Source organism: Protofrankia sp. CiP1_Cm_nod1, from assembly GCF_920888515.1.
Classification (GTDB): Bacteria; Actinomycetota; Actinomycetes; order Frankiales; family Frankiaceae; genus Protofrankia.
Map to the genome: position 1 here is coordinate 1 of NZ_CAKKTM010000026.1, position 25,367 is coordinate 25,367.

Sequence of the window (25,367 nt, forward strand, 5' to 3'; positions counted from 1 at the left end):
GTCCCCTGTCGCCTGTCGGGGCGGGCCGCTCCCGGGCGCGCCGGAGTGTCCGGCGGGCGGGCGCAGAGCCTCCCGCGGGCCGGGAGCCCCCCGCGCCGGGCCTCGGCCGGGCCCTGGCCGGGCTGCCTTTCCTCCTGGTCGCCAGGGTATTTTCTGCCCGGCGGGACGGGTATTCCTCCCTATTTACCGAGGCGATTTACCGGGAGTTCGTCAAATCGACCGGAAGTCGCTCGTGGACGACAGGTTAGAAGTGTGTAAAAATTCCATTTCGCAAACGTCGACCGGCCCGCCTCGATGATTCATTAGTGGCGACGTCCTCCCAGCTCACAGGGCATCCGGGAGTTCGCGGTGCCGGCTGGCTCCCATAGCAGACGGCGGGTCCAGCGCCGGTGCGCTCTTTCCGTCCCGTGATTCACGACTCACCGCTCCAATCATACGTGCGTATATGCGGACCGTACGATGGAATTGTGTCAGGTGCGAGAATCGTGAAAGAAGGCAGTGAGCCACATGAATCCGCAGTCGCCCGACACGAACAGGGCCCGTGAGTCCGCCGACGTCGTCCTCATCGGCGCGGGAATCATGAGTGCCACCCTCGGTACTCTGCTGCGCAGACTCCAGCCGGACTGGTCGATCGACGTGTACGAGCGATTGCCCAGGGTCGCCGAGGAGAGTTCGGATCCGTGGAACAACGCGGGTACCGGTCACGCCGCCCTGTGCGAACTGAACTACACCAGTGAGCTCCCGGACGGCACCATCGACGTGCGGAAGGCCGTCGGGATCAACGAACAGTTCCAGGTGAGCCGGCAGTTCTGGTCGTATCTGGTGGAGGACGGAACATTTTCCGAGCCGGAGACCTTCATCAACTCGACGCCGCACATGACCTTCGTGCAGGGGGCGACCGATGTCGACTTCCTGCGCAGGAGATACGAGGCGCTGCGTACCGAGCCGCTGTTCTCCGCCATGGAGTTCAGCGACGATCCCGCCGTGATCCAGCGGTGGGCTCCGCTGCTGATCGAGCAGCGCAAACCCGGCGAGCAGATAGCCGCGACCCGTGACATCTCCGGGACCGACGTGGACTTCGGTTCCCTGAGCCGGCAGCTCTTCCGGACGCTTGAGGCCTCTGGCGTCGGTATCCACCTCAACCAGGAGATCAGGGCGCTGACGCGGAAGCCGGACGGCCGGTGGCGGCTGCGCATCCACAACAACACGACCGGGAAGACCAAGGAGGTCTCCGCGCGATTCGTGTTCGTCGGCGCGGGTGGGTGGGCGCTGAAGATCCTGCAGAAATCACGGATACCCGAGGCCTACGGTTTCGCCCTGCTGCCCATCAGCGGGCAGTTTCTCCGTACCGACAATCCGGCCGTCGTCGCCCGGCACCACGCGAAGGTGTACGGCAAGGCGCCGATCGGCGCGCCGCCGATGTCCATGCCGCACCTGGACACCAGGATCGTCGACGGCAAGAAGTCGATCCTGTTCGGCCCGTACGCCGGCTCGAGTCCGAAGTTCCTCAAGCACGGCTCCGTCCTTGACATGCCGTCGTCCATCCGTTGGCACAACGTCCTCCCGCTGCTTGCCATGGCGAGGGACAACATCGCCCTTGTCGCCCTGCTGGTGAACGCGCTGCGAGCGACCCGGAAGAAGAAGATTGCCGAGCTCGCGAAGTTCGTTCCCGGCGCACTGGCCAAGGACTGGCGGATCATCACGGCCGGGCAGCGGGCACAGATCGTGAAGAAGGATCCCGAGAAGGGGGGGATCCTCCAGTTCGGCACCGAGGTCGTCGCGTCCGCAGACGGCTCCATCGCCGGAGTTCTCGGTGCCTCACCCGGAGCGTCCACCGCTGTACCGATCATGCTTGATCTTCTCCAGCGGTGCTTTCCAGAGCGTTATGACGTCTGGCGGCCCATGCTGAACGAAATGATCCCCACGTTCGGTCAGCGGCTCTCGGACAATACCGAGCTCGCGGCCCAGACGATGGCCGCGACCGCGAAGACCCTGCACCTCACCGAAATTTCTCGGCCCCTTTCGCGGCGATCCGCCGATCCGGTGGACTGACCGGCCGCCGGATGAACCGGATGTCGCCGGACGACGATGCTCGCTCGGTGGGTGCGGTCCGCTCGCGGGGGTGGGCGCGGCCGTCCGCACCCGGCCTGGGACGGACTTCGACGAGGCCCGGACAGCACCGTTCTGTCCGGGCCGGCCGTCGCGTGGCCGCGCGGGAAACGGGTGGCCCCGGTAGCTGGTTTTCCCGGCATCCCGGCATCCCGGCATCCCGGCTCCGGGTCCCGGCATCCCGGGCCGGGTCCTAGACTGACGGCATGGCGTTGGGCGATGCGAAGTATGTTGCTGTGACGACTTTCCGTAAGACCGGTGTCGCCGTGTCCACGCCCACGTGGATCGTTCCGCTTGACGGGGGCCGGGTCGGATTCAACACGTCGTCGGTGTCCGGTAAGTACAAGCGGCTCCGGAACAGCCCCAGGATCGTGCTGCAGCCGTCGGACGCACGCGGGCGCGTCCGGGCCGATTCGTCGCCTGTCGAGGGGACCGCCGAGTTGGCGACCTCCGGCGACGGCTTTGACGAGGTCCAGCGCAAGGTCCGCGCGAAATACGGTGTGATGGTCTCGGTGTCAAGGCTGTTCAACACGCTCAGCCGTCTCGGCCGGGCGAAACTGCCGTACGGCGACGTCGCCGTCATCATCACGCCGGCCACCTCGGAATAACGATTATCTCCACGCCATCGCTGACGGCGGCTGCCCGCGGCCGCGTGCTCAGTCGGGGAGGCCCTGGTCGCGGATGATGCGGTCGATGCGGCGGTCGGGGATCAGCCACAGGATGGCGACGGCGACGAAGAAGCCGAGCGCGATCCGGATGCCGATGCGCCCGTGGCCGGTGAGCAGCGCGCTCACGATGCCGGCGAGATAGAGGATCACGGATGCCTTGCCCTTGAGGTCCCGTCCGACAGCCTGCCGCAGCGGGGAGCCCGCGCCCTCGTTCCGAATGATCACAGTTTGTAGCACGAAGTAGGCGATCGCGGCCGCGAGCAGGTTCACCCCGTAGAGGACCACGGGCGTGCGGGCGAATTCGCTGTCGTCCATCCACGCGGTGGTGAATGGAAACAGGGAAAGGAAGAACAGCAGGCCCAGGTTCGCCCAGAGCACGCCGCCGGTGCTGCGCTGGACCAGTTGGAAGGTGTGGTGGTGGTTGTTCCAGTAGATGCCGACATAGACGAAGCTGAGCAGGTAGGTGAGCAACGAGGTCCCGGTGGTGTGCCGCAGCGCCGCCAGATCGTGCCCTTCTGGAACCTTCAGCTCCAGCACCATGATCGTTATGATGATGGCCAGGACAGCGTCGCTAAACGCTTCCAGCCGGCTCGTTCTCACGCGACGGCCGCCCGATCGCGCCCATGACCGGCAGCCCGGCACGCCGGCGGCCGCACACCACGAACATCCCTCCACACGGCGCCCATCATCCCATCCTGGCCGCCGTCCTCAACGCAGGCATGACCACGCCGGGCGCCGCCGGGCACGGATGAGTACCCAGGCGCCATCCGGATCGTGCTCGTTGCTGATCTACGATTGACCAGCCCGCGCACCGCGTCCGATGTCATCGCGCTCAAGGGCGTCATCCGGCCAGGGCGCCCTGTGCTGACCAGCCTTGACACGCTCGTTTCGGCCCGTTATGCCCCCGAGGTTCGCGCTGGCGACTACGATTGTTTTGGCTACCTTCGGTGGTGGCTCCACTGTGAGTGATCTAACGGTGGCAGAGGGGCGCCCAGGCGGACGCCTACGCGGGGCGGAGGCGAGGGGATGGCCGAGAACACGCTGCTGACCATCCGTGCCTCGGGCTCGGCGACCACCGGGGGTCGCCTGCCGCTGGCCGAGTTGGCCCGGCTCGCCGGTGAGTTCCAGGCAACCGTGGAGCGGATCGCGCTTGGCCTGCGTGGGCTCTCCCCCGTTGCCGGCCGTCGCCCGAAACATGTCGTCGAGGCCGTCGGCATGGAAGTCAGGGCGCTGACAAGCGGATCCGCGGTTCTGACCGTCGGTCGGATAACCCAGCCGATGTTGGGAGACGATCTCCTGATCGATTCTCTGGAGACGCTGGAAGCAGGGCTCGACGCCATCGCCAACGGTCGACCGACGCCGGAGGTCTTCACCGCCCCCGTCCTCGACGGGCTGTTGAAGCTCTCTGGTGGTGTCGCGGACGGCACGCTTGCGGGTGTTGAGATCCAGCGCGGCGGGCGGACGACAATCCGCTTCGACACGCAGCTGTATTCCTCGGTCCGCGCCGCTCGGCGCGCTGTCAGCATCACCGAGCAAGTGATCGTGGGCCGGCTGCAGATGGGCGACTTCGCACGGGGCGCATTGCGTTGCCGGATCGACACGGTTACCAGCAGTGTCTCCTGCACCTTCGACGAGGGGCTCAAGAAGGATGTCCTCGCGGCAATGAATTCGCTGGTCCGTGCTCGTGGGCTTGCCGAGTCGACAGCGGGTGGCGTGATCCGAGCGTTCACGCTGCGGGCGGTGGAGCGCCTTCCCAGCTCCCCTCATCGCACATTGGACGACATGGCCAGAGAGCAGGAGGTAGAGCCAGTGCGGAGTCTCGCCGAGCTGGCCATGTCGGAACCGCTGACCGACGAGGAGTACGAGGATTTCCTCGCCGCGGCGATGTCGGCACGGGGGGACCAGCCGCCGAGGTGAGTGACTACGTCATTCTTGATACCGACGTCTTCTCCGCAATCACCGCGGGCCGGGCGACGGCGGCGAGATACGAGGCCGTCCTGCGGAACAAGACGCAGGCACTGACCTTCGTCTCGGTCGCCGAGCTGCTCTATGGAGCGCGGCACGGCGGATGGGGTGAGCGTCGGACCACCGCGCTTGTGGAGAAAATTGAGCGCCTGCTGCTCATCCCGTTCGACAAGGAGCTTCCCGCGGTCTGGGCGCAGTTACGCGACCTGGCCCGCCGCCGCGGCCATCCACTCGCCCAGCCCGCGCACACCAACGACCTGTGGATAGCCGCTTGCGCGGTCCTCTATCAGGCACCGCTGTTGACCGGCAACCGGCGACATTTCCTCGGCGTACCCGAGCTGACGGTGGTCAGGGCGGAGGATCTGGAAGCCGGCGTTCCGTACTGATCCGTCGTCTCCTCCTCGGCAGCCCCGGGCCTGCGTGGTGATCGTCCGCTCGGTGGAGTACACGCTGCTCTGGGTCGACTATCGCGTGGTGACCGCGGTTCGTGGGCTCGGTCTGCGACTGCTGTACTGGCCGAGCGAGGTGATCGTTTTTCTGGCCGGAGTCGGCCTGTGGGTCGCCGCGATCCCCCCGACCATGGCCGGCGTTCTCCATCGCCGCGCGGGACGGATCGCACTGATCGTCGCCATAGTAGGACTGTTGACCTGGAACTTCTCTCTGTGCGTCCCCGGCGGGGGTTGTGTGAGTCCGATCGAGGGCTGGTGGAGGTTTACCTCGAAACTGGGCGGGGTCAAACGGTCGTAGCGACGTCCCGATAGGATGATCGTGTTGGCGTCGAGTGGCTGGATGGTGGATGGGTCGGCGGGGCTCGTTTCGAGGACCATCGGATGGGGGTGGTGACGAGTGAACCCCACCACAATGAACGCAACAGATCCGCGCTGGCTTTCCCGGGGGTGTCGCCGGAGCGGCAAAGATAACCCACCGCATCGCGCCAGCTCAGATGCCGTCGACATGGGACAGTAGCTGACCAGCAGGTGTGGTTCAAGCAGCTACGAAGCCTATGATCATCGTTTCTGTCCGGCGAGGATCGTCGTGTCCGTCGTACGTCAACCGATGAGTTCTGCCTCGGTCGATGGTCGTACTCTGCAACAGCCGGTTCGAACCAGCAGAGGAGCAGCAGATGGTGATCGTCGCGGGGCATGTCGTCGTCGATCCGCAACAGCGCGAGTCCTACCTCGTGGACTGTGTGAACGTGGTTGAACAGGCCCGCCGCGCATCCGGTTGCCTCGACTTCTCTATCACTGCGGATCTGGTGGATTCCGGCCGCATCGTCATCTTCGAGCGCTGGGAGTCGCAAGCGGCTGTCGAAGCATTCCGGGGCAGCGGCCCCAGCAACGAACAGAGCGCTGCGATACTCGCCGCATTGGTGGCCGAGTACGACGTCGCCGATGTGCGTTCGCTGACCTGAACGGCGGGCGGGCGCCGACGACGACAAGACGCTCAGGTCGCGTGGTTCGCGCAGAACGCGTGGGCCCGGGGACCACCGCGACCACGCTCTGGTCCAGAACATCCGACGCGGCCACGACGACCTCGGGATCGACGTCGACCCACAGCTGCGGCTCTCGGCCGTGTTCACCGAGCTCACCCAGGCCGTCTGACCGCGATCGCCTGGGCCCTGGCGTGCACCGCATCCCCGTAACGCAACAGCGCCAACAGACCCGCCTGATGTGCCTGGGCCGAACGCTGGCTCGGCCGGTGACTGAGTCGATCACCGGCCGAGCGCAGGGTCCTGCTCTGCTTGCGTGCGCTACTTCTGAGGGTTTGTCATACGTCTCCCATTAGGGCTTCGGGGCCAGCGTGGGCGTGGGTGCCAGTGTGGGGGTCGGGATCGGGGTCGGAGTGGGGATCGGGGCCGGCGTGGCGGTCAAGATCGGAGCCGGAGCCGAGATACCGGGAGGAGTCCAGGTGATCGTGACCTCACCGTTGCCGTCGTTGATCGTGCCCGAGTTGACCCCGGTGGTCAGGACGGGGTTCCCGATGGTCGACGCGGCGAACGAGCTCCCGCCCGCGCCCCCGCCGCCGGCGCCACCGTAGCCGCCGAAGGTGCCGCCGCCACCGGAGCCGCCGCCACCACCGAAGTAGCCGCCGCCCGCGCCGCCGCCCGCGCCACCACCGGACGTGGTGGCGGTCGGGTCCAGGCAGGGCGGGGTGTGCACCCCGCTGCAGGGCAGGTTCCCGGCACCGCCGACACCGCCGGCACCGGACGTGCCGTCAGTACCGTCTCCGCCGCAGCGCGGATCGGCCAGCGGATCGGTGGTCGGGGGATTCCCGGCGCCGTGCCGGCACGCGTTCAGTCCTCCGGCGCCTCCGGTGGTCTGGGTGCCGCCCTTGCCCGGGAGTCCGGCATTACCACCATCGACGGTCGACCCAGCGTCGGTGCCGGCGTCACCGCCGCCGGCACCCCCGGCTCCGCCGAGCGCGTTGCCCTGCCCGCCGGTGCCGCCGCCGCCGCCTCCGCCGGCACCGACCAGCACCCGGGTGGACTGGTCGCACTTCCGTGCGGCACATCCTGCCGCGGCCACGCGGACGTCGGAGGAACCGCCGCCGCCGGAACCGTTACCACCGTCGAACGCTGTCCCGCCGTTCGCGCCGGAGCCATCACCAGGCCCACCTGACACGCCGGCGTCGGACCCACCGAACCCGCCGAGTGCTCCCGATCCGCCGGAGGGGCCATTGCTCATTCCGCCCGAGCGCGAGGCCGCGGTTCCGTTGGCGCCCTTGCCCGCCACGTCCACCTGCAGGACCTGGTTGCCCTTCAGCCCCGTCAGTGATCCGGACGCCTGGCCACCGCCACCTCCGGGACGCCCGGTGATGTCCCCTGCCGGGGACGGGTGTGCCGCGTCACCAGTGATGAAGTAGTGCCCGCCCTGGGCGCCGGTCACCACGACCTCGACCGAGCTCACTCCCGCGGGCACCGTGAAGGTGTCCGATCCGATGTTGTGATAGGTGCAGGTCATTGTCGTCGTCCCGGACAGCACACCGGTCGTCCCGCACACCGGCGGGGGCGGTACGGCCTTCGGTGGTGCGCTGATCGCGATCCCCACCGGCCGGTCACCGACGGGGATCGGGGTGCCGGCGGTGTTGCTGGCCACATCGATCGGCGTCACCGTGTCGCTGTCGCGGTTGACCGCATAGGCGGCCACGCCGTCCGGCGTGACCGCGATGTAGAACGGTTCGATGCCTCCGGTGGAGATAGGAGTGCCGGGGGTGCTGGTGGCCACATCGATCGGCGTCACCACGGCGTCACGCTCATTGGTGACGTACACGGTTCGGCCATCGGGCGTGATCGAGATCCCGACCGGGCGGTCGCTGACCTGAATCGGTTTGCCAGGGGTGTTGGTGGCCACATCGATCGGTGTCACGGTGGCGCTGGCAGCGTCGGCGTTGTCCGTGACGTACACGGTCCTGCCGTCGGGTGTGATCACAATTCCCTGCGGGTTGTTCCCGGCTGGGATCGGTGTGCCGGGGGTGTTGGTGGCGACATCGATCGGCGTCACCGTGTTGCTTGCGGCGTTGGTGACGTAGGCGGTCCTGCCATCGGGGGTGATCGCGACGTAGTGTGCGTCGTCCCCCACCGGGATGCGGGCACCGGGAGTACTGGTGGCCACATCGATCGGCGTCACGTCATCGCTGGCGTTGTCCACCACGTAAGCGGTCCGGCCGTCGGGAGTCACTGCGACCCCGAACGGGAACTGACCGACCGGGATCGGGGCGCCAGGGGTGCTGGTGGCCACATCGATCGGCGTCACCGTGTTGTCAGCCCGGTTCGTCACATAGACGGTCCTGCCATCAGGTGTGACCGTAAGCCCTCTGGGGCTTGCACCTACCCGGATCGGGGCACCGGCCGTATTGGTCGTCACGTCGATCGGGGTGACCGTGTTCCCGAAATTGTTGATCACATAGGCGGTGGCCGCTGCCGGCTTCGGAGCAGGGCTCGGCGTTGGGTTCGGACTCGGTGTCGGGCTCGGTGTCGGTGTCGGTGTCGGTGTCGGGCTCGGTGTCGGAGGCGTGGACGGCTTCGTGGGCCTGGGCTCCTGCGAGGAACCCCACGTGATGATGACCTCGCCGTCGCCCTTGTTGACGGTGCCGGCGTTGACACCGGCGGTCAGGGCGACAGAGCTCACTGTCGGTGCGGCGAAGGAGCTTCCCCCGCCCCCACCGGCGCCTGCCCCGCCGCCACCGATCGTGAGGCCGCCACCTCCCGAGCCACCGCCACCACCGAAGTACCCACCACCACCGCCGCCACCGGCGCCACCGCCCGCAGCCGAATCATCGGGGTTCCGGCAGGGCGGGGTGTGCACACCCAGGCAGGCCTGGTTTCCCACGCCCCCGGCGCCGCCTGACCCAGAGCGGCCATCGGTGCCATCACCGCCGAAACGCGGATCGTTGGGATCGGGTGGAGGCGGAGTCGCGTGCCGCCCGGCGTTGAGCCCCCCGGCCCCACCCGCGGTCTGGGTTCCACCGCCCCCAGGAGTCCCCGGGTGGCCACCATCGACGACGGCACCACCAGCCGCGCCGGCAGTACTGCCACCGGCGCCGCCGGCACCGCCCAGCGCGTAGCCCTGGCCGCCAGTGCCGCCGCCTCCGCCGCCGCCCGCACCGACCAGCACCCGGTCCGCCAGACCGCACGTCAACGTCGCGCAGCCACCAGCCGCGATCCGTACATCCGAGGAACCGCCGCCACCGGCGCCGTTGCCACCGTTGAGGCTCGCGGTCCCGCCATCAGCCCCGGCGGCGTCCCCCTTACCGCCTGCCACACCACCGTTGGAGCCGCCGAAGCCCCCCACGGCGCCCTGTCCTCCGGATGGTCCGTTGTTCTTCCCGCCAGACCGGCTCGCCGCCGTGCCGTCAGTACCCTTGCCGGCAACATCGACCTGCAGAACCTGACCTGCGGACAGATCCGCTATCACGCCGTACGCCTGGCTGCCGCCCCCACCCGGACGGCCGGTGATATCACCCACCGGCGAGCCGCCATGACTGGCGTCCCCGGCAATAAAGTAATGCCCGCCCTGGGCGCCGACCACCGTGATCTCGACCCATTTTGCGCCGTTGGGCACGGTGAAGGTGTCTGACCCGACCGTGCTGTAGGTGCATGTCTTCTTGTCGAGGACGCCTGAGCTCCCACAGGATTTTTTCGGAGAGGCGCTCGACGAGGACACCGCTGCCGCGGAACCGGCCAGCAGCATACTCAGCACAACGCCTAGCACCGAAACAGACCATGCAAAGACACGACGATTGCGTATGATGATCAGCCTCCTCTGGCAGCGTATTCGTGAACCAAACAAAAATCCCAAGACCGGACACCCTCTTGGCTATGCTCCCCGGAACGAGGGTTCCAGGGTCCCGAACTGCTTCTTGCCAGGTCGGGGTTGATGTGCCGGCAAGGCGGCGGGCCATGATATTGATCACCACAATGTGGATCATTGCTTTGGAGCGGTGGACAGGGTTTCTGTAGTCGCGCGGCGGCGATAGGAAATCAACCGGCCGAAGGTCCGTTCCACAGTCCACGCAGAATCGTGGGGTCGCCCAGCACCGCGGGCCCCCGCGCTTCCTGCCCACGATCTTCTTCACCACGTCGTCCGTATACCCGTACAGTTTCGTGGTCCCGGCGCGCGGCACCGGGACCACCTGTCCGCTATGGGTGTTGCAGAAACCGCGTTTCGTCACGTGACGAAACGTCGGGCGGGCCATGCTCGGTGCCGCGCCCGCCCGCGGACCGGGGTTACAGGTGTCTTCAGACGCCGTCGTTGGCGCACAGCGCCCAGACGTCGGAGTAGGTGTTCGGCGAGCTTGTGCCCCCGGTATGGGTGAAGGCTGTCCAGTACGCCGCCGTGGTGGTTCCGTCACTGACCGGGTTGCCGCTCGAGTCGCTGGGGAAACTTCCGTTGAGGTGGTCGCCGCCTGAGCCCGGTCCGGTGAAGTCGGTCGTGGTCACGCTGCCTCCGCTGATGGCGGCGCCCCCGCTGATCAATTTCCCGTCCCCGCTGGGGCAGTTGACTGTCGTCTTCTGGCCTGTGCTCCCCGTGGTCGGGCCGCTCGCCTCGCTGAAGTGGACTTTGACGGTGACGCCGCTGATGTTGATGTTGTTTCCGCTGCAGACCGCGTAGGCGTAGGTCTCGTTGGTGCTGTTGGTGCCGTTGGCCCACCCGACGGCGGTCCAGGCGTTCGGGTTGGTCTCGCCGTCGGCCGCGGCTTTCTGGCCGTAGTCATGTGCGGAGTTGTTGAAGGTGGGGAAGCTGGCGATCGGCTTGAAGTTGCCGACACTGGCCGGGGTGGCGCGCGCCCCGCCGCCGAGCAGGACCGTGTTCGCCGGATAGGTCGCGGTGACCAGGCCCACCGTCGACCCGCTGGTGGGTGCGTTGGTCTTGTTCATGACCACCTGGGTGTGGTTGATCAGGTTGCTGGTGAAGCACACCGCGAAGGGGGTGGTGGAGAAGGAACTGTCGGCCTGGCCGCCGCTTCCGCCGATCCCGAGCCAGTGCGTCACGTCGGTGCCGACAACCCCGGTGGAACCGGTGTATTCGGTGGTGCCGTCGGGACTGGGTGAGGTGCCCATCACATGGTTGCCGTTGCCGGTGCCGGTGGCCTGGTTGATCCCACCGCCGGAGATCAGGCCGCTACTACAGTCCGCGTGGGTTGAGATCTCGGAGTTAGGGTTTGCAGGACCGCTGGTGGCCCCGGGTGACTTCACCGTGACGCCCACGGTGTTGGCGTGTGCCGTGGCCGGGAAGGCCACCGCCAGCGCGGCGCCCAGGACCAGTGCTGTTCCCGCTGTGCGCGTACGCACGGACAGATGTGATCTCACGTCAACCTTCGCGTCAGGGGTGCGCGATGCGAGCAGATGCGCCCGTCCGCACCGGGGGTGACAACTTCTGCGCGTGTAACGCAGGGTGTGCGACGCTGCACAAGACCCGCAGATGCGGAGCTATCGGCGACTATAGACCGCTTCTACGCGGAACTTGTGGTCCCTTGCGCCGATCTGAAGCGAGGAAGTTGTGGAACGCTGATAAATTGTCCTGAATTATCCGTTTCACACCTTTCCGGTGGCGGCGTGGACGCGGCTTCCGCGCCGGGGAGCTGGGCGTATGCGCGGCGCGTAGGGGGTTGGTGGAGCGGTCGGCGGAGGCTCCCCACGAGCTGGTTCGGGTGCCGGCGCGGCAGACGCGGCAGTCCCCGGCTGCCCTTCCGCGCCCTTTCAGCTGCCGAGCAGCGCAAGATCCTCTTCCGGCTCAGCTTGATCTTTAGCCTTTTCGCTGCTGGTGGGCGGTGATGGTCCGGTCCCGTTTGACGGTTTTCCCGACGTCGTGGCGGGGTGCTGGTCTGCGGTTGTGGGTGCTGGGTGGGCGGCCGGGGTGGCCACGGTCGGGACATGGGCCGATCTCCGCGCTATCCCTCCGATATGTCCGACGCGGAGTGGGCCTACGTACAGCCGCTACTACCTCCGCAGCCGAAGGACGGTCGCCGCGCCATCGCCTCGAGTTTTCGTCGCTACACCCGTTGCTGCATGATGATCTTAAAAAGATCTCACTCTTGGAGTGAAACCGCAGGTCGGGGGTGGTGGACAGGAGCGGGGTCGAACCGCCGACCTTCCGCTTTTCAGGCCGAATCGACCGTGTCGCCAGTGTCCGTAGCCGTGCATTTCCGTCCGTGGAGCGCCGCCGAAGTACCTGTTTGGTCGTCGACATTGCTACACCCGCCGCTACACCTCCGGCTAACGGGCCGTGAGTCAAAGAGCGGCGACGAACTCCTCGATCGACAGCCCCGTGTCACGAACGATCCGACGCAGTGTCCCGACCGGGATGTCACGACCCGGATGAACAGGTACGACCGTGAAACGACCCTCGGTGTTCCGCATCATGTGATGGCTTCCCTTGATACGAACCACCTCGAAGCCGAGCTTCTCAGGGACCTTGACCACATCCCCGCCAGGCAGCACGGGAAGAGGAGGCATCAGGCGACGTCCTGCACGATCGTCAGGACCGGTGGGACACCGAACTCCTCGATGACCAGCCTGACGGCCTCGTAGAGATCCGCTACAGCGTCCTCGGGAGTGTCACCGAGCCCGTGCGCGCCACCGCTGGGGAACGACGCATGGGCCGCCCAGGTGCCGCCCTCCTCCTGCTCCAGCTCGTAGGGAATCTGGACCATCCGCTTCATGGCGCTGACTGTACGCCGCCAGCCGCAAGGTTTGCGGCCTCCGCGTGTTCCACTGGATGGCCCTGGCGGCGGACACGTGGACGTTTCCACAACCATGGCGTTCCCCTCCCTGCCCGGGCGCCCGGATGTCCTGGCCAGAACTGGCAGAGCTGCCCGGGATGCCAGCCCCACGTGTGCCCGTCCGGGAGAATCCAGCCTGAGGGCTCGCCATCCAGGTTCTCGACACCGTGCGCCGCCCCCGGCTTCCACCTTCAAGATCGACATCGCCTTCTCCGCCGGCCGCCCGGCGTTGTCCAACGAGATCCGGCTGCCCGCGCCCGGGGCCGAGGCCAACGTGCAGATCTTCGCCGCGACCGGACTGCGCCGGCAGCGGGCGCTGCCGCAGCACCGTCGAGGTAGAAGCGCCGCGCAGCCTGTCTGCGGTCGGCGTTTGAGGCACTCGTCGTTGGCGGCATTGTCGAGCGCGGCCGTCGTGGCGGCGAGTTCGCGCGCGACCAGCTCATGAAGATCCCTGCCGCTGGTGAAGTCGTCCAGGCGGCGTAGCTGCGCGCCCCGATCCTCCACCGTGCGGGGTGAACGCCTCCCGGCGGGAACCACGCAGGTCAGACCCGATCCGACCTTGACCGTCCGCCGCTCTAGCATCACGGTCGTTGCTACACCCGTTGCTACAGAATAATCTTCAAGTAGCTCTAATTGATCTCAACATGGAGACAAAAGGCCTGGTCAGATGCGGTGGGCAGGGGCGGGGTCGAACCGCCGACCTTCCGCTTTTCAGGCCGGTCCATACCGTCCAGGAATGTCCGCACACGTACCCTGACGTGCACTTCTGGCTGCTGGAGTACCCCTCTGGCGGCCCGCGTTGCCACACGCACTGCCACACATCCGCCGCCCCCGAGAGGGCCGGCGGTGCCGCTGCCGAGACTTCGCTGCACCCATGTGTGGCAACGACTACGGCAGCAGGCAGTGCGAACCAGGCAGCGCCACCCGAGAGATCCCCCGCGGCCTGGCGGCCGAACACGGCCGTGCGTGATCTCTGATGAGCGCCGACGCGGCAGAAGCCGCCGCATCGACGCCGATTTCCCCCCGAAGCGGGGGATCCGCCGCCACTCCCGTGAAGATCGTTACAACTGTGATCGTGACGGTCGTCGGACTGACGTTCCTGTTCAGCTTCGGCAACATCTTCGCGCTCGGACTCCGACTCGGCGTCTCCCTCTGGGTCGCCCCCCTCGTCGCACCCGCCGTCGATCTCTCTGTCGTCGGACTCCTCCTCGGCACCCGCCACCTCGCCCTGCACGGCGGACCCGCCGACGTACAACGATCCGCACGACGCCTGCTCATCTTCGCCAGCATCGTCACCTTGGCGCTGAACATCGCCGAACCACTGATCACACGCCAGTACGGCAAAGCTGCCTTCGACGCAGTCGGCCCGCTCCTCCTTATCGGATGGGCAGAAGTCGGACCAAAACTCATCCAAGCAATGCAAGGCACCGGCACCGGCACCGGCACCACACAGACGTCATTTCCGACGAACCTTGGCCCAGGTTTCCACACCGGAAAGAAACTACCCACCACCGACCAGCGCGATCTGGCGTCGCCATGCATTCCACACCAGCAGAAAATGGACCAGCCGTCGTCTCGCGGACACCGCAGGAGAGCCTCCGAACAGGACCTGCTGCACCGTGCACGCGCCGAGGACGCACTCCATTGGGAGACCCACCACCGCCCGATCTCTGCTGAAACACTCCGCAAACACCTCCACGTCGGCGCGCCTACCGCTCGCAACATCGTCACGCAACTCCGAACCGACACCCACGCCCGCCTCGATAATGGAGCCGATACCGACATTCCCAGCGGTGAAGGCAACGGAGTCTCGGAACCATGACAGGGGCGGTGGGTAGCTGGACGGATACGGTCCAGCTACCCACCGCCCGTTAAAATGCGCGTCGACGATGGCCCCCACCGGCGTCCGTCAGCTGCGCTCGGCGAGATCGTTCGCGCCGTCTGACAGGGCTCGGCGTTCAGGGTTTCGCGAGCCCTGGTTTCGCTGAATGCGAGGTTCCCGCCTGTCCTGTGGACACCAGTGTGCGACTGGCCGTTGCCGCGACGGCAAGGGCGGCCAGGCGGTGCGGGGCCCGCAGCCGGGTGAATGAGCCCGCCGCGAGAGAGATCGCGAGTCCGCTTCCGGCGAGGGTGAGGGCGTGGCCGAGTCCGGTGTGTTGGGCGGTGAGCCCGCCGGCCGCTGCGCCGATGGGCTGGCCGCCCCAGGCGATGATCCTGGCGGTGGTGTTGACCCTTGCCTGGAGCTCGATGGGTGCGATGGTCTGGCGTACGACGATGCCGTTGAGGCTGACGGTGGTGTTGGCCGCCTGCCAGGCGAGCAGTGCCAGCGCGCCCGGGATCAGAGTGGTACTCACCGCCCAGCAGCCGAGGAAGACCAGGCCGGCGGCCAGGCCACCGAGGGTCAGCCAGCCGACCGGAAAGCGCCGCTGCAGCGGCGCGATCAGCAGGCTGCCTGTCAGGCTGCCGGCGCCAGCGGCGGCGTAGAGCAGTCCGATCCGCCCGTCGTCGTCGGGGAGCCCGAGCCGGCGGACCGCGACGACGACGATCAGGCCGGTGATGAAGCCCGCGGTCAGGCTGTTACCGAGGCCGATAAGTGTCAGGGTGCGGACGAGCCGGTGCTCCCACACCCACCGCAGGCCTTCGCCGATGTCGGCGCGCAGCGACCGCCGGACTGGCCGCACTGTCGGTGAGGGCGGGGGAAGCCGGGCCATCAGCAGTGCGGAGGCGGCGAAACTGGCGGCGTCGACGGAGAGGGCGGGGCCGGCGCCGACGGTGGCGGCGAGCAGGCCGCCCGCCGCGGGCCCGGCGAGGGCGATCACCGTGCTGACGGAGCTCATCCGTCCGGTGGCCTGCCCCATCGCGCCAGGGGGGACCAGCGCGGCCAGCGCTCGGAAGCCGGCCGCGTCGGAGAAGGTCAGAGCTGCGGCGTTGCCCGCCGCGACGATCAGCAGCTGCGTGGTGGTGAGTACGTCGATCGCGTCTGTCAGCGGGATGCTGGCTAGGAGAAGGCAGCTGGCCAGGTTCGATGCGACAAGCACGCGGCGGGGATCGAGGCGGTCGGCCCATGCTCCGGCGGGTAGCCCGAGCAGCAGGTAGGGGACGGCTTCGAAGGCGGTCAGCAGCCCGGTGAGGGCGGCGCTGCCGCTGCGTTGGTAGATCAGCAGCGGCAGCGCGACGAGGCTGACGGCCGATCCGGCCCAGGAGACCGCCCGTGCGGTCAGGAAGCGCCGATACCCGGATCGGTCGAGGGCCTGGTCGGCGAGAACCTGGTCGGCGTCGAGGGCGGTCGCCGGCTGCTCCGGGCTGGGGGGTGTGGTCATGGGTGCAGGGCCGCGGCCAGGGCTTCGACGCCTTGGACGCCGGCGAGGTTCGTCGAGTTCCACTGCGGGAGAAAGACGATGGTGCTGGTGCGGACGGCGGTGACCGTAGGCAGTGTCCTGGCGAGGAAGGTCCGGGCGTCGGTCTGGCTCTCGCCGCCGCTGAGCAGGTACACGAGTGTGGCCGGGTCGTCCTTGATGATGGTTTCCTTCGACAGCTCGCCGTAGTACTGGCCCGCGGGGAGTGCACCGGCGTAGATGTTGCGGGCACCGGCGCGCCGGGCGATGTCGGTGTAGACGCCGTCGTAGGTGTAGATCGAGCCGTTGTAGGTGCTGATCATCGCGACGGGTACGGGTGGCTGGCCGTCGACTTTCGCCGTCACCGCGGCGAGGCGGGTGTCGATGTCGGAGCTCAGCTGGGCCGCCTTCTCCTCCACGCCGAAGATGCGGCCCAGGGTGTTCAGGTCGGTGGTGACGTCGGTGACCTTCGCCCTGGTCGCGTCGTCGGTGCAGAAGCCGCTGAGGATCAGGACCGGGGTTCCTCGGGCGGTGAGGTCGTCGAGGGTGGGCAGCTGCTGGCCGTCGAAGAGGTACGAGCCGTCCGCCCAGATCAGGTCGGGACGCGCGGCGAGGAGTTGTTCCCGTGTCGGCGCGCTCTCGCTGAGGACGGGGATGGCGGTGACAGCCGCGGCGTAGGCGGGCTCGGGGCTGCCGTTGCTGGTGTTGTACTGGCCCACGATCTTCTCCCCGAGTCCGAGCGCCGCGAGAAGATCGGTGTTGGTGGGCCACCCGGAGATGACCCTGGTGGGCGCCCGGTCGAACCGCAGGGTGCGTCCGCAGTTGTTCACGCTGACCGGATAGCCGGCCTGGCTGCCGACGGCACCGGGCTGCTGTCCAGCCGGCGTCGAGGACGGCGCGGAGGAGTCGCCACAGGCGGTGGATGCCATGGCGGTGGCCAGGAGGGCCAGACCGAACGCGAGCGCCGTTCTCGGGGCGCGGCGGGTGATCATATGGTTCCTTCCAGGGAGAAGGTCGCGCTGTCAGGTGCCGGTGCTGGCGGGGTGGACGGCTCCCGTGGTGGTGGCAGCGGCTGCTGGACGAGCGGCTGCCGGGTGGCGGGCGGTGGCGGTTGGCCACCGGTCAGCGAGGTGAACGCGAAGTGCGGCCGTCCGGTGAGCGGATGGGTTCCGCGGTGGGCGTGCACCCCGAAGACCGTGCGCAGCAGGTCGGGAGTGAGGACTTCGGTGGGGGTGCCCGCGGCGACGACCCGGCCATCGGCCATGACGTGGACCACGTCGCAGTACGCGGCGGCGAGGTCGAGGTCGTGCAGTGCGGCGAGGACGGTGATCCCCAGCGAGTGAATCAGGTCGAGCAGGTCGAGCCGCGACCCGATGTCGAGGTGATTGGTGGGTTCGTCGAGCACGAGCAGGCGGGGCTGCTGGGCCAGTGCCCGGGCCAGCAGGACCCGTTGCTTCTCCCCGCCGGACAGCGAGGTGAACGGTCGCTGTGCCTTCTCGGCCATCCGTACGGTGCGCAACGCCTCGTCGATGATCTTTTTGTCGCCCGGGGAGGTGGGGCTCCAGGCGTTCTGGTGCGGGAGGCGGCCGGTGCTGACCACGTCGCGCACCGACAGAGCGACGTCGCCACCGTGTTCCTGCGCGAGTGCGCCCACCTGTCGGGCGGCGGCCCGCGGTCCCAGGTCTCGGTGCAGGTCGCGGCCGTCGAGCAGCACCGTTCCGGAATGCGGTCGCAGGGCGTGGTAGACGGTCTTGAGCGCGGTGGACTTGCCGCTGCCGTTCGGTCCGAGTAGCCCGACGAAGGTCCCGGGAGCGCAGTCGACGGTCAGGTCCCGCACGATCGCGGCCCGGTCGATACGGACCTCGACGCGTTCGATGCGCAGTCCGGTCACGAGGTGCCTCCGGGGTTGCCGCGCCGCAGCAGGACAAGGAAGAACGGAACGCCGGCGACAGCGGTGACGATGGTCAGCGGCAGTTCGAGCGGTTGGGTCACCGTCCGCGCGGCGAGGTCTGCCAGCACGAGGAAGTTGCCGCCGAGCAGGGCGGTCAGCGGCAGCAGTCGGCGGTGGTCGGCGCCCACCAGCAGGCGGACACAGTGCGGGGCGATCAGGCCGACGAACTGCACCCCGCCGGCGACCGCGATGACGGTTCCGGTGAGCAGCGCGGCGATGACGAGCAGCTCGGTGCGCAGCGCGCTGACCGCGACCCCGGCGGAGGCGGCCATGTCGTCGCCGAGGAGCAGCGCGTTGAGGGTCCGTCCGCGCAGGATGAGCCAGCAGGTGCACACCGTGACGATGGCGGCGGGCGGGCCCAGCTTGTGCCAGTCGGCGCCGGACACCATCCCGAGCAGCCAGAACAGGAGGTGCGCGAGCTGATTACTGGACACGCGCAGCTGTAGGAAGCTGGTCGCGGCCTGCAGCAGGTACCCGAGAGCGACGCCGGCCAGCAGAAGTCGGGTCGGTTCGACACGCCCCGCCCGCCGGCCCAGCACGAGCACCGCGCCCAGGGTGAGGACGGCGCCGGCGAAGGCGGCGCCGGACACGCCCAATGTGGACAGCCAGCCGGCGGCACCGGATCCGCCGGCGCCGGCGAGCGTGAGCACCGCGGCGGCACCGAGGGACGCCCCCGACGAGACGCCGAGGACGTAGGGGTCGGCCAGCGGGTTGCGCACGACCACCTGCAGCGTGGCGCCGGCGACCGCGAGTCCCGCACCGACGACGAAGGCGAGCAGGACCCGCGGGGTGCGAACCTGCCAGATGATCTCGTCGTCGGCTCCGGGCCGGCTGTCCACACCGAAGGCGGGCCCGACGACGTGGGCGACGACGCTCGACCAGACCTCACGCAGCGGAAGCCGGACCGCGCCCACACTGATCGCGACCGCGAGGATCAGGGGTGTCGCGACGATCAGGACCGAGAGGACGAGCCTGAACCGGGTCTGTTCGGAGACCGCCGCGCGGGGGGCTGGGTGTGCGGGCGACGAGGCGACCGCGCTGTTGGCGTACAGAGCCTCTCCCAACAAGAACGATTTTGATCACAAGGAGAGGACCTCCGACGTGCGGCAGCGAGTCGGAGTCCTCGCAGGCCAGGGCCGGTCGAGCAGAGCGGCTGGTCCACGCGGGTGGAGTTCGAGGAGTTGGGCGGAGTCCGATCGGCGCTCAGTGCGGCAGGGGCGTTGCCGGCAGGGATGCCGTCCGGGGCAGGGACCGGGCGGCGGGTAGCCGCTGGCCGCCGAGGAGGGGCATCCCGATCGGGGCGTTGCAGTACAGGCCGGGAACGATCACCCGGGTGACGTGCAGCCCGGCGCGGTGGACGTCCGCGGTGGTGACGTCCACCGCCACGGCCCGATGCCCGCGAGAGGCGAGCCGGTCGACGAGGACCGACAGCCGCCGGTCCGGGGTCGGCGTGGCCGGCGGGGCGAGATCCGCCAGGCTGGTCTCCCCGGTGACGGCGTCCGCGAGCTCGCGGTGGAACTCCGCGCGCACGGCCGGGTCGAGGTGCAGTTGAAGATGGCAGCCGTAGTCGACGACGTCGGAGAGGTCCCGGCGATAGGACTTCCGGTAGGCACGGTCGGCCCGCCACGCTTTGAGCGGGCTGGTCGGGCTGGTCGCCATCCGGGCGTAGGAACCGGTCGGGTCGTCGTAGTCCGCGACGAACAACTGCAGCTGCAACGCTTCGCCGTATGCCTTCATCGCCGCGTCGAGGGGATCGTGGTGCACTCCCATGCCGAGCGTGAGGTAGCCGGTGTGCCTGTCCGCGACGAGCGCGCCGATGACCGGCTCGGAGAACTCGTCGTCGAAGACGAGGAAACGCACGTCGAGGACACCCCGCGGGCCCTGGCAGAAGTCACGTAGCCATCGGGGTGGGACGGCCTGGCGTAGCCCACGCCCGCCGTACCAGGACAGCGTCATGGCGTCGCGTTCGATCACTTCCAGCAACGCCCCGGTCTCGGCCGACAGCCGGTCGGCGCCCGCGGCGAGACCGGCCTGCATGACCGGGTTGGTCCGGGGCACCTGGTTGCCGGCCGACGGCGCGTTCCACGAGACCCAGACCAGCGAGGCGGGAACGAGAACCGGGGCACCGGTACGCAGGTCGCGACCGTGAGCCCACTGCTGGACGAGGTCCGTGGTCATCGGGACCAGGGGGAATCCCGGGGTCTCGTACTGCGCCCGCGCATAGAGCGCGAGACTGCCCGGATCGACGGCGTCGACCCCCGCGTCGGCCAGTTCGGCGTGGCTGGCGCTGATCAGCCCAGGTGGAACGAGGTTGCCGCAGTACCGCTCAGCGGCCTCGCCCAGCGCCGCCGCGACGGTGCGCCGTGGGTCGGCGAAACCGTACCCCGCGCCGGTGGCGTCCGCCGGCCACGGCCCGAACCGGGTCGTGTCACACAACCATGCGTGGGTCAGTGCGAACGACGGGGGAAACCACGACGGCACGGCGCGTGGCACCAGGCGACGCACGATTCCGGTTCTTCCGTCGACGAGCCGGGGATAAGGGACACCGTCCGTTGTCGCGTCAGGAACGGCCCCCGTAGCGGTGCTCATTTCCGTCGCCATCTCTCGCTGTCTCGTCGTTTCGTCATTTCTCGCCGTTTCGCCACTTCTCGCCGTCTCGTCGTTTCTTGCGGTCTCGTCGTTTCTTGCAGTCCCGCAATCACGCGCGGAACCGTCAGGCCAGCGGTAGGGGTTGGTTCACCAGGTCGTCCTGGGTCAGCGGCGCCGTGCTCCAGCCCATGGCGACGGGCACGTCGTAGAGCCGGCGCCCACCGCGCAGCGGATAGGCCGGCGGCCCGTTGCCGACCAGTCCGGGAACGACGACACGAACCACGCGCAGCCCGGTACGCGCGACGTCCGGCGTGGTGAGATCGACGGCCACGGCATGCAGTCCGGCCATGCTCAGGTGTTCGAGGTAGGCGGCGTGGGGGCTCGCAGCCTTTACCGGACAGATTGCGTCAAGCGCGATGCTGGTCTGCGGGCACAGCCGATCCCAGGCGCCTCGCTGAAGGGCCGGGTCGAGGTAGAGCTGCGCGATCGCCGGAAGGTCCACCAGCTCCCGGTAGTCCGCGCTCACCGACGCCCCGTAGCGGCGGTCGGCGCGAAACGGCAGGAAGACATGCTCTTCGATGTCGCCCGCCGCGACCGCCCGCCACACATCGCTGTCGGGGGCCGCGAGCTGCCGGGTCAGCGTGAGCAGTTGCAGGGACTCCACCAGCGCTTTCACCGCGGCGGCGGACGGATCGGCGCGGCAGGCGCTGCCGAACGCGATGATGCCGTCGGCCTCGTCCGCGAGAAAGGCCCCGAGGACAGGAACCCCCAGCTGGGAGGGGACGGCGAGCAGTCGGACGGTCAGGGGGCGATCCCGGTACGGCCGGCCCAGCTGACCGGTCACCACGCCCCCATCGGTCACCGCATGTGTCGGTGCGCCGGAGGCCCACCAGATCGTGGTCGCGTCCCGTTCGAACAGCTCCTCCAAAGCCGCCGTCTCCGCATCGGCCCGACTCACCCCGGCCGCGATCCCCGAGTACATGAGAGCGTTCGTCGGCGGCTCAGCGCGATGCGGGCCGTGGAAGTAGTCGAGATAGACCAGTGAGGCCGGCACGAGCACGCTGTCACCGCTGACCAGATCCCTGCCTGTCGCCCAGGCAACCTCTAGATCGCGGGTGAAGCGGACGAACGGGAAGCCTGCCGCGGCGTACTGCCGGTCGGAGTACAACGCGAACTCCCACGGATCAGTCGCGGCAATCCCCCGCGCGCGCAGCGCCTCCCAGCTCGCGACCGGCAGCACCGCCGGCACGGCGTTGCCGCAGTAGCGCTCCACCGCTTCACCGATCGCCGCACCACGCGCCCGCCCGGCGTCACCGAGGGTGGCACCGAATCCGAACCCGTCCGCCCGCCACCCGGCGAACCTGTCGACGCGGGCCACCCGAGCGCTACGCCCCAGCCAGCCCGCCGGCATGCCGGGAGCAGGCGGCTGATCGACCACCGCTGTCAGCAGCCCCAGCCGGGAATCGACGAGATCCTCGACGGTCACGACGCACTCCCCCCGCCGACACTCATCGCCACGCCGGCCCGCTGGGTACCGATGTCGCGGGTGGCCGAGGTGTCCTCGTCCATCCGTGCCGCCGTTCCCATGGTCAACAGGACCAGGCGGGTGCCGGTCTGCCCCGATCCGACCAGTACTGTCTGCGCGCAGACGCGCGTCGTCGTGGTCGTGTAGCGGTTCCGCCCCGCGCCCAGGTTGCGTGCCAGATTCGGATGATCACTGCTGGTGATCTCCAGGACCAGCCGTGCGCCAGCCGGCACCCGCTCCGCCGCACCGGACAACACGATCGTCCCGGTAACCACAGACCCAGGGCGCGCCGCCCAGGTGGCGCTACCAAACGCGAGCTCGTAGGCAGGGCCGACAGGCAACCAGGCAAGCACCCGGACAATCCAGTCGGCCTCGACGGCGTCCGTCGACACGGCCAGTTCCACCGTGGCGGAGCCGACCATCGTCACCGCTGCCGCCAGCGGCTCGGAGACGAAACGGACGGCATCCGGACGGGCGAGCAACGCTCGACGGTCCGCGCCAGGCACGGTCGAGGGAAACGGATCCCGCGGGTCGTAGCGGAAGCCGCATGATGCGTCCGGGCCAGGCCGGTCCGCGGTCAAGGTCCCGTCAGCGCGGGCGTGCCAGACAGCCTCGCTGACCTCCTGCGGCGGCCAGTCGTCGCCAATGGACCACTCGTCAGCGCCGCGGATGAAGACCTCGGCGCCGGACGCGGCCGTCTCCGGGACGGTGACCGCGGCCGTGCCGGCGGCTCCGTCCGCGGGCGTGGGCGTCGCGCGCTCCGTCAGCACCTCGCGCAACCAGCTGACGCAGCTCGCCGCGAAGTCGTAACGTGAGCTCGGTCCATGGTCACGATCGGCGACCCGGGTCGTCGTGGCGAAGGCGAGGTCGTGCCCCCATGCCCCGATGAGCAGACGCCGCGGCGGTCGGGGCGTCACCGCCGAACCGACGAGCCGCCAGTGCTCCAACGTCTCGGAGATCAACAGGTCGTACCAGCCACCCACGTGGAACGCGGCGGCGCGGACGGCCGCGAGCTCGCCGTCGGTGAACGCCTCCGGCCCTGGCTCCGTGCCAGTCCGCAGAATGTCACCCCAATGCGGCAGGACAGTCCCCATCCGCTCCGGCAGCTCACACACCGGCAGGTGATCCAAAACGTCCGGCTGACGCGCATGCACCAGCCGGACCAGACCATCCCGGCTGGTGCGGGCATCGGCGCGTTCCAACCACCAGTACGCGTGCTCAGCCAGGCGCAGAATGCCACCGGGCTCGAACTTCGTACGGTGCAGACCCATCGACGGACCAAGACTCACGACCGCCCGCACCGCGTCGGGCCGCTCCACCGCCAGCGCCCAGGCGGTGTATCCGGCGTACGAGCCGCCGTAGGCCACCAACCTGCCGTCGCTCCAGGGCTGGGACAGGATCCAGTCCACCAGCGCGGCGCCGTCGGCCCGCTCATCCCGGTACGGCCGCCACGTACCCTCCGAGTCGTACCGGCCCCGGACATCCTGCACCACGTAGCCGAATCCACGCTCAGTCCAGCCCTGCCCCTCGGCAAGGTGGGCGGAGCGCCCGTAGGCGGTACGCGTGACGATCACCGGAACCGGCCAGGTGGCACGTGGCGGAACATGGGCATCCACCGCGAGCGGCGTGCCATCACCCCCTGCCACCGTCAGGTTCACCCACGCACCGGCGGCCGTGGCCTTCATGCGTGCACCGCGGCGGCCGGAACGCTGAGGGCGGACCCGCCATCCGGTCGGGCCGGGTCGAAGACCACCGGCAGGGGCAGCACCGGGTGGCGCGCCACCGAACCCAGTGCGGCGACCTCCACCTGGACGTCGACCTCCGGTAGCCGGTCGGACGTCCACCAGGCTTCGATCTCGGCCAGCAACAGACCCGCCACCATGGCCAGCACGCCCCGTCCGGGCCAGGGGACCTCGGGGTGCATCTCGCCGGACCGGTCCAGCCAGGCCCAGTGGGCCAGCAGTTCCTCGGGCGCATCGGCAGCAGCGAGCCGACGACCACGCACATCCTCATAGCCCGCCGTACGCCCGGGGACGGTCAGTGGACCGGCGAACAACGACAGGCCCTCCGCGTGACAGCGCGTCCACGCCGTGGAGTGCGCCCGGCACCACCGCTCCACCTGACGCCAGTGCGTGTCAGGCAACCAGTGTGCGCAGTCCACCAGCACATCCGCGCCCATCACGGCCTCCTCGTCGACCGGACCGCGCCGCACGCGCACCCAGTCAGCCGCAAGGTCCCCGACAAGCTGGGCGACCGGACCGTCCCCGGAAACGTGCAGCAGCGGTGGGGTGGTCCGGGCCGGCGTCGATGCTCCGTCGCCTCCGTCGATCAGGACGCCCCGATCGGCCAGCGCCTGAACCAGCTGCGCGAGCCCGGACTCCGAGCTCGCGTCCCCCTCCGCGGCAGGCGCAGGCCCCGATCCCACGGGCCCGCTCACCCGTAGCCGATCCCGCAGCTGGGCGACCACCTCCGACGGTCCCAGCACCCGCAGGAACACCTCGCCCGGTCCGACCACACGCCAGCTCCCGTCCGGGAGCGGATAGAGGTGATGGCCATCGGCCAGCTTCATCGAGAACCCTTCACTGACTGAGAAGGCACGCGCCGGGGACCGGGTCCCGGCAGGAACACGCCGGGACCCGGCCGCACAGTCAGCGCCCGATGACGAACGGGTTGTGGACCAGGGCGTTCGTGCCCGGACCCTGCGGCGCCGCCACCGGCGCCACCACCGACACCGGCTCGACGACGAACGGGTTGTGGACCAGCGCGTTCGTGCCCGGACCCTGCGGTGCCGCCACCGGCGCCACCGCGCTCACCTGCTCGACCAGGACCTCGCTCACACATCCTCCTCTTATTGGTATCGGAAACCATTTCCGATAAGGGGACGCTAGAGGTTCTCTGCGCTGACCGCAAGACCCTTCACATCGTCACTTCGGGACGGTCAGGTCGTGGTCCACGCGGTGAGGGCCATGAGCGAGGCAGGTCGAGCTCTGCGTCACGACCCTGCA

Annotated in this window: 22 protein-coding genes and 2 pseudogenes; 10 read left to right on the top strand and 14 right to left on the bottom strand. The window is 68.7% G+C overall.

Annotation, left to right across the window (positions count from 1 at the left end):
• Nucleotides 1–507: 507 nt before the first annotated feature.
• Nucleotides 508–2,052 (top strand): malate dehydrogenase (quinone), encoded by a 1,545-nt coding sequence (gene mqo, locus NBX02_RS01450; RefSeq protein ID WP_250281008.1) that lies wholly within the window; start codon nucleotides 508–510, stop codon nucleotides 2,050–2,052.
• Nucleotides 2,053–2,315: 263 nt separating this feature from the next.
• The gene (locus NBX02_RS01455) at nucleotides 2,316–2,717 is read left to right on the top strand and encodes a PPOX class F420-dependent oxidoreductase (protein ID WP_445548201.1); all 402 of its coding nucleotides are present in this window, start codon (nucleotides 2,316–2,318) and stop codon (nucleotides 2,715–2,717) included.
• A 48-nt stretch (nucleotides 2,718–2,765) separates the two neighbouring features.
• Here NBX02_RS01455 and NBX02_RS01460 read toward each other — a convergent pair whose 3' ends face one another.
• Nucleotides 2,766–3,377, bottom strand: a complete 612-nt coding sequence (locus NBX02_RS01460; RefSeq protein ID WP_250281004.1) for a TMEM175 family protein — start codon at nucleotides 3,375–3,377, stop codon at nucleotides 2,766–2,768.
• A gap of 426 nt (nucleotides 3,378–3,803) precedes the next feature.
• Here NBX02_RS01460 and NBX02_RS01465 point away from each other — a divergent pair, with 426 nt between their 5' ends.
• From NBX02_RS01465 to NBX02_RS01485, 5 genes and pseudogenes are all read left to right on the top strand, one after another.
• Entirely contained in the window at nucleotides 3,804–4,694 is an 891-nt protein-coding gene (locus NBX02_RS01465; RefSeq protein WP_250281003.1) for a hypothetical protein, read from the top strand.
• On the top strand, nucleotides 4,691–5,128 hold the full coding sequence (locus NBX02_RS01470) for a PIN domain-containing protein (RefSeq protein ID WP_250281001.1): 438 nt from the start codon (nucleotides 4,691–4,693) through the stop codon (nucleotides 5,126–5,128). Before NBX02_RS01465 ends, NBX02_RS01470 begins: the two co-directional genes overlap by 4 nt.
• A 52-nt stretch (nucleotides 5,129–5,180) precedes the next feature.
• Entirely contained in the window at nucleotides 5,181–5,489 is a 309-nt protein-coding gene (locus NBX02_RS01475; protein WP_250280998.1) for a hypothetical protein, read from the top strand.
• Nucleotides 5,490–5,865: 376 nt separating this feature from the next.
• Entirely contained in the window at nucleotides 5,866–6,153 is a 288-nt protein-coding gene (locus NBX02_RS01480; RefSeq protein ID WP_250280997.1) for an antibiotic biosynthesis monooxygenase family protein, read from the top strand.
• Between the two features lie 82 nt (nucleotides 6,154–6,235).
• Nucleotides 6,236–6,343, top strand: a pseudogene (locus NBX02_RS01485) (IS6 family transposase); the annotation flags it as partial.
• A 180-nt stretch (nucleotides 6,344–6,523) separates the two neighbouring features.
• Here the strand turns inward: NBX02_RS01485 and NBX02_RS22840 are convergent.
• A complete protein-coding gene (locus tag NBX02_RS22840; RefSeq protein WP_445548202.1) occupies nucleotides 6,524–9,070 on the bottom strand; it encodes a beta-propeller fold lactonase family protein in 2,547 nt (848 codons plus the stop codon).
• A gap of 156 nt (nucleotides 9,071–9,226) precedes the next feature.
• Here NBX02_RS22840 and NBX02_RS01495 point away from each other — a divergent pair, with 156 nt between their 5' ends.
• Nucleotides 9,227–9,817, top strand: coding sequence for a hypothetical protein (locus NBX02_RS01495; RefSeq protein WP_250289654.1), 591 nt, complete (start codon nucleotides 9,227–9,229; stop codon nucleotides 9,815–9,817).
• A 662-nt stretch (nucleotides 9,818–10,479) separates the two neighbouring features.
• Here the strand turns inward: NBX02_RS01495 and NBX02_RS01500 are convergent.
• A complete protein-coding gene (locus NBX02_RS01500; protein WP_250280996.1) occupies nucleotides 10,480–11,550 on the bottom strand; it encodes a hypothetical protein in 1,071 nt (356 codons plus the stop codon).
• A gap of 564 nt (nucleotides 11,551–12,114) precedes the next feature.
• On the opposite strand from NBX02_RS01500, the pseudogene NBX02_RS01505 reads away from it, so the two are divergent.
• Nucleotides 12,115–12,213, top strand: a pseudogene (locus tag NBX02_RS01505) (transposase); the annotation flags it as partial.
• A 258-nt stretch (nucleotides 12,214–12,471) separates the two neighbouring features.
• Here the strand turns inward: NBX02_RS01505 and NBX02_RS01510 are convergent.
• Nucleotides 12,472–12,696, bottom strand: coding sequence for a type II toxin-antitoxin system HicA family toxin (locus tag NBX02_RS01510; RefSeq protein ID WP_250280994.1), 225 nt, complete (start codon nucleotides 12,694–12,696; stop codon nucleotides 12,472–12,474).
• On the bottom strand, nucleotides 12,696–12,902 hold the full coding sequence (locus tag NBX02_RS01515) for a hypothetical protein (protein ID WP_250289656.1): 207 nt from the start codon (nucleotides 12,900–12,902) through the stop codon (nucleotides 12,696–12,698). Before NBX02_RS01515 ends, NBX02_RS01510 begins: the two co-directional genes overlap by 1 nt.
• A 1,036-nt stretch (nucleotides 12,903–13,938) precedes the next feature.
• On the opposite strand from NBX02_RS01515, the gene NBX02_RS01520 reads away from it, so the two are divergent.
• Nucleotides 13,939–14,784 carry a hypothetical protein gene (locus NBX02_RS01520; protein WP_250280990.1) on the top strand — a complete coding sequence of 282 codons (846 nt, stop codon included), beginning with the start codon at nucleotides 13,939–13,941 and terminating at the stop codon, nucleotides 14,782–14,784.
• A gap of 136 nt (nucleotides 14,785–14,920) precedes the next feature.
• On the opposite strand, the gene NBX02_RS01525 is transcribed toward NBX02_RS01520, so the two are convergent.
• The 9 genes from NBX02_RS01525 to NBX02_RS01565 all read right to left on the bottom strand — a co-directional run bounded on the left by NBX02_RS01525 (nucleotide 14,921) and on the right by NBX02_RS01565 (nucleotide 25,199).
• Nucleotides 14,921–16,282 (bottom strand): MFS transporter, encoded by a 1,362-nt coding sequence (locus NBX02_RS01525; protein ID WP_250280989.1) that lies wholly within the window; start codon nucleotides 16,280–16,282, stop codon nucleotides 14,921–14,923.
• Nucleotides 16,279–17,289: an ABC transporter substrate-binding protein gene (locus NBX02_RS01530; protein WP_250289657.1), complete on the bottom strand. Its 1,011-nt coding sequence runs from the start codon at nucleotides 17,287–17,289 to the stop codon at nucleotides 16,279–16,281. Before NBX02_RS01530 ends, NBX02_RS01525 begins: the two co-directional genes overlap by 4 nt.
• Nucleotides 17,286–18,188 (bottom strand): ABC transporter ATP-binding protein, encoded by a 903-nt coding sequence (locus NBX02_RS01535; protein WP_250280987.1) that lies wholly within the window; start codon nucleotides 18,186–18,188, stop codon nucleotides 17,286–17,288. Before NBX02_RS01535 ends, NBX02_RS01530 begins: the two co-directional genes overlap by 4 nt.
• Nucleotides 18,185–19,312: an iron ABC transporter permease gene (locus NBX02_RS01540; RefSeq protein ID WP_250289659.1), complete on the bottom strand. Its 1,128-nt coding sequence runs from the start codon at nucleotides 19,310–19,312 to the stop codon at nucleotides 18,185–18,187. Before NBX02_RS01540 ends, NBX02_RS01535 begins: the two co-directional genes overlap by 4 nt.
• 139 nt (nucleotides 19,313–19,451) lie before the next feature.
• On the bottom strand, nucleotides 19,452–20,753 hold the full coding sequence (locus tag NBX02_RS01545; RefSeq protein WP_250289661.1) for a YcaO-like family protein: 1,302 nt from the start codon (nucleotides 20,751–20,753) through the stop codon (nucleotides 19,452–19,454).
• Between the two features lie 208 nt (nucleotides 20,754–20,961).
• Entirely contained in the window at nucleotides 20,962–22,323 is a 1,362-nt protein-coding gene (locus tag NBX02_RS01550; RefSeq protein ID WP_250289663.1) for a YcaO-like family protein, read from the bottom strand.
• The gene (locus NBX02_RS01555; protein WP_250289664.1) at nucleotides 22,320–24,047 is read right to left on the bottom strand and encodes a CocE/NonD family hydrolase; all 1,728 of its coding nucleotides are present in this window, start codon (nucleotides 24,045–24,047) and stop codon (nucleotides 22,320–22,322) included. Before NBX02_RS01555 ends, NBX02_RS01550 begins: the two co-directional genes overlap by 4 nt.
• Entirely contained in the window at nucleotides 24,044–24,931 is an 888-nt protein-coding gene (locus tag NBX02_RS01560; protein WP_250289667.1) for a hypothetical protein, read from the bottom strand. The genes NBX02_RS01555 and NBX02_RS01560 overlap by 4 nt, the downstream gene beginning before the upstream one ends.
• A gap of 79 nt (nucleotides 24,932–25,010) precedes the next feature.
• Entirely contained in the window at nucleotides 25,011–25,199 is a 189-nt protein-coding gene (locus tag NBX02_RS01565; protein WP_250280976.1) for a streptamidine-related RiPP repeat protein, read from the bottom strand.
• Nucleotides 25,200–25,367: the final 168 nt, after the last annotated feature.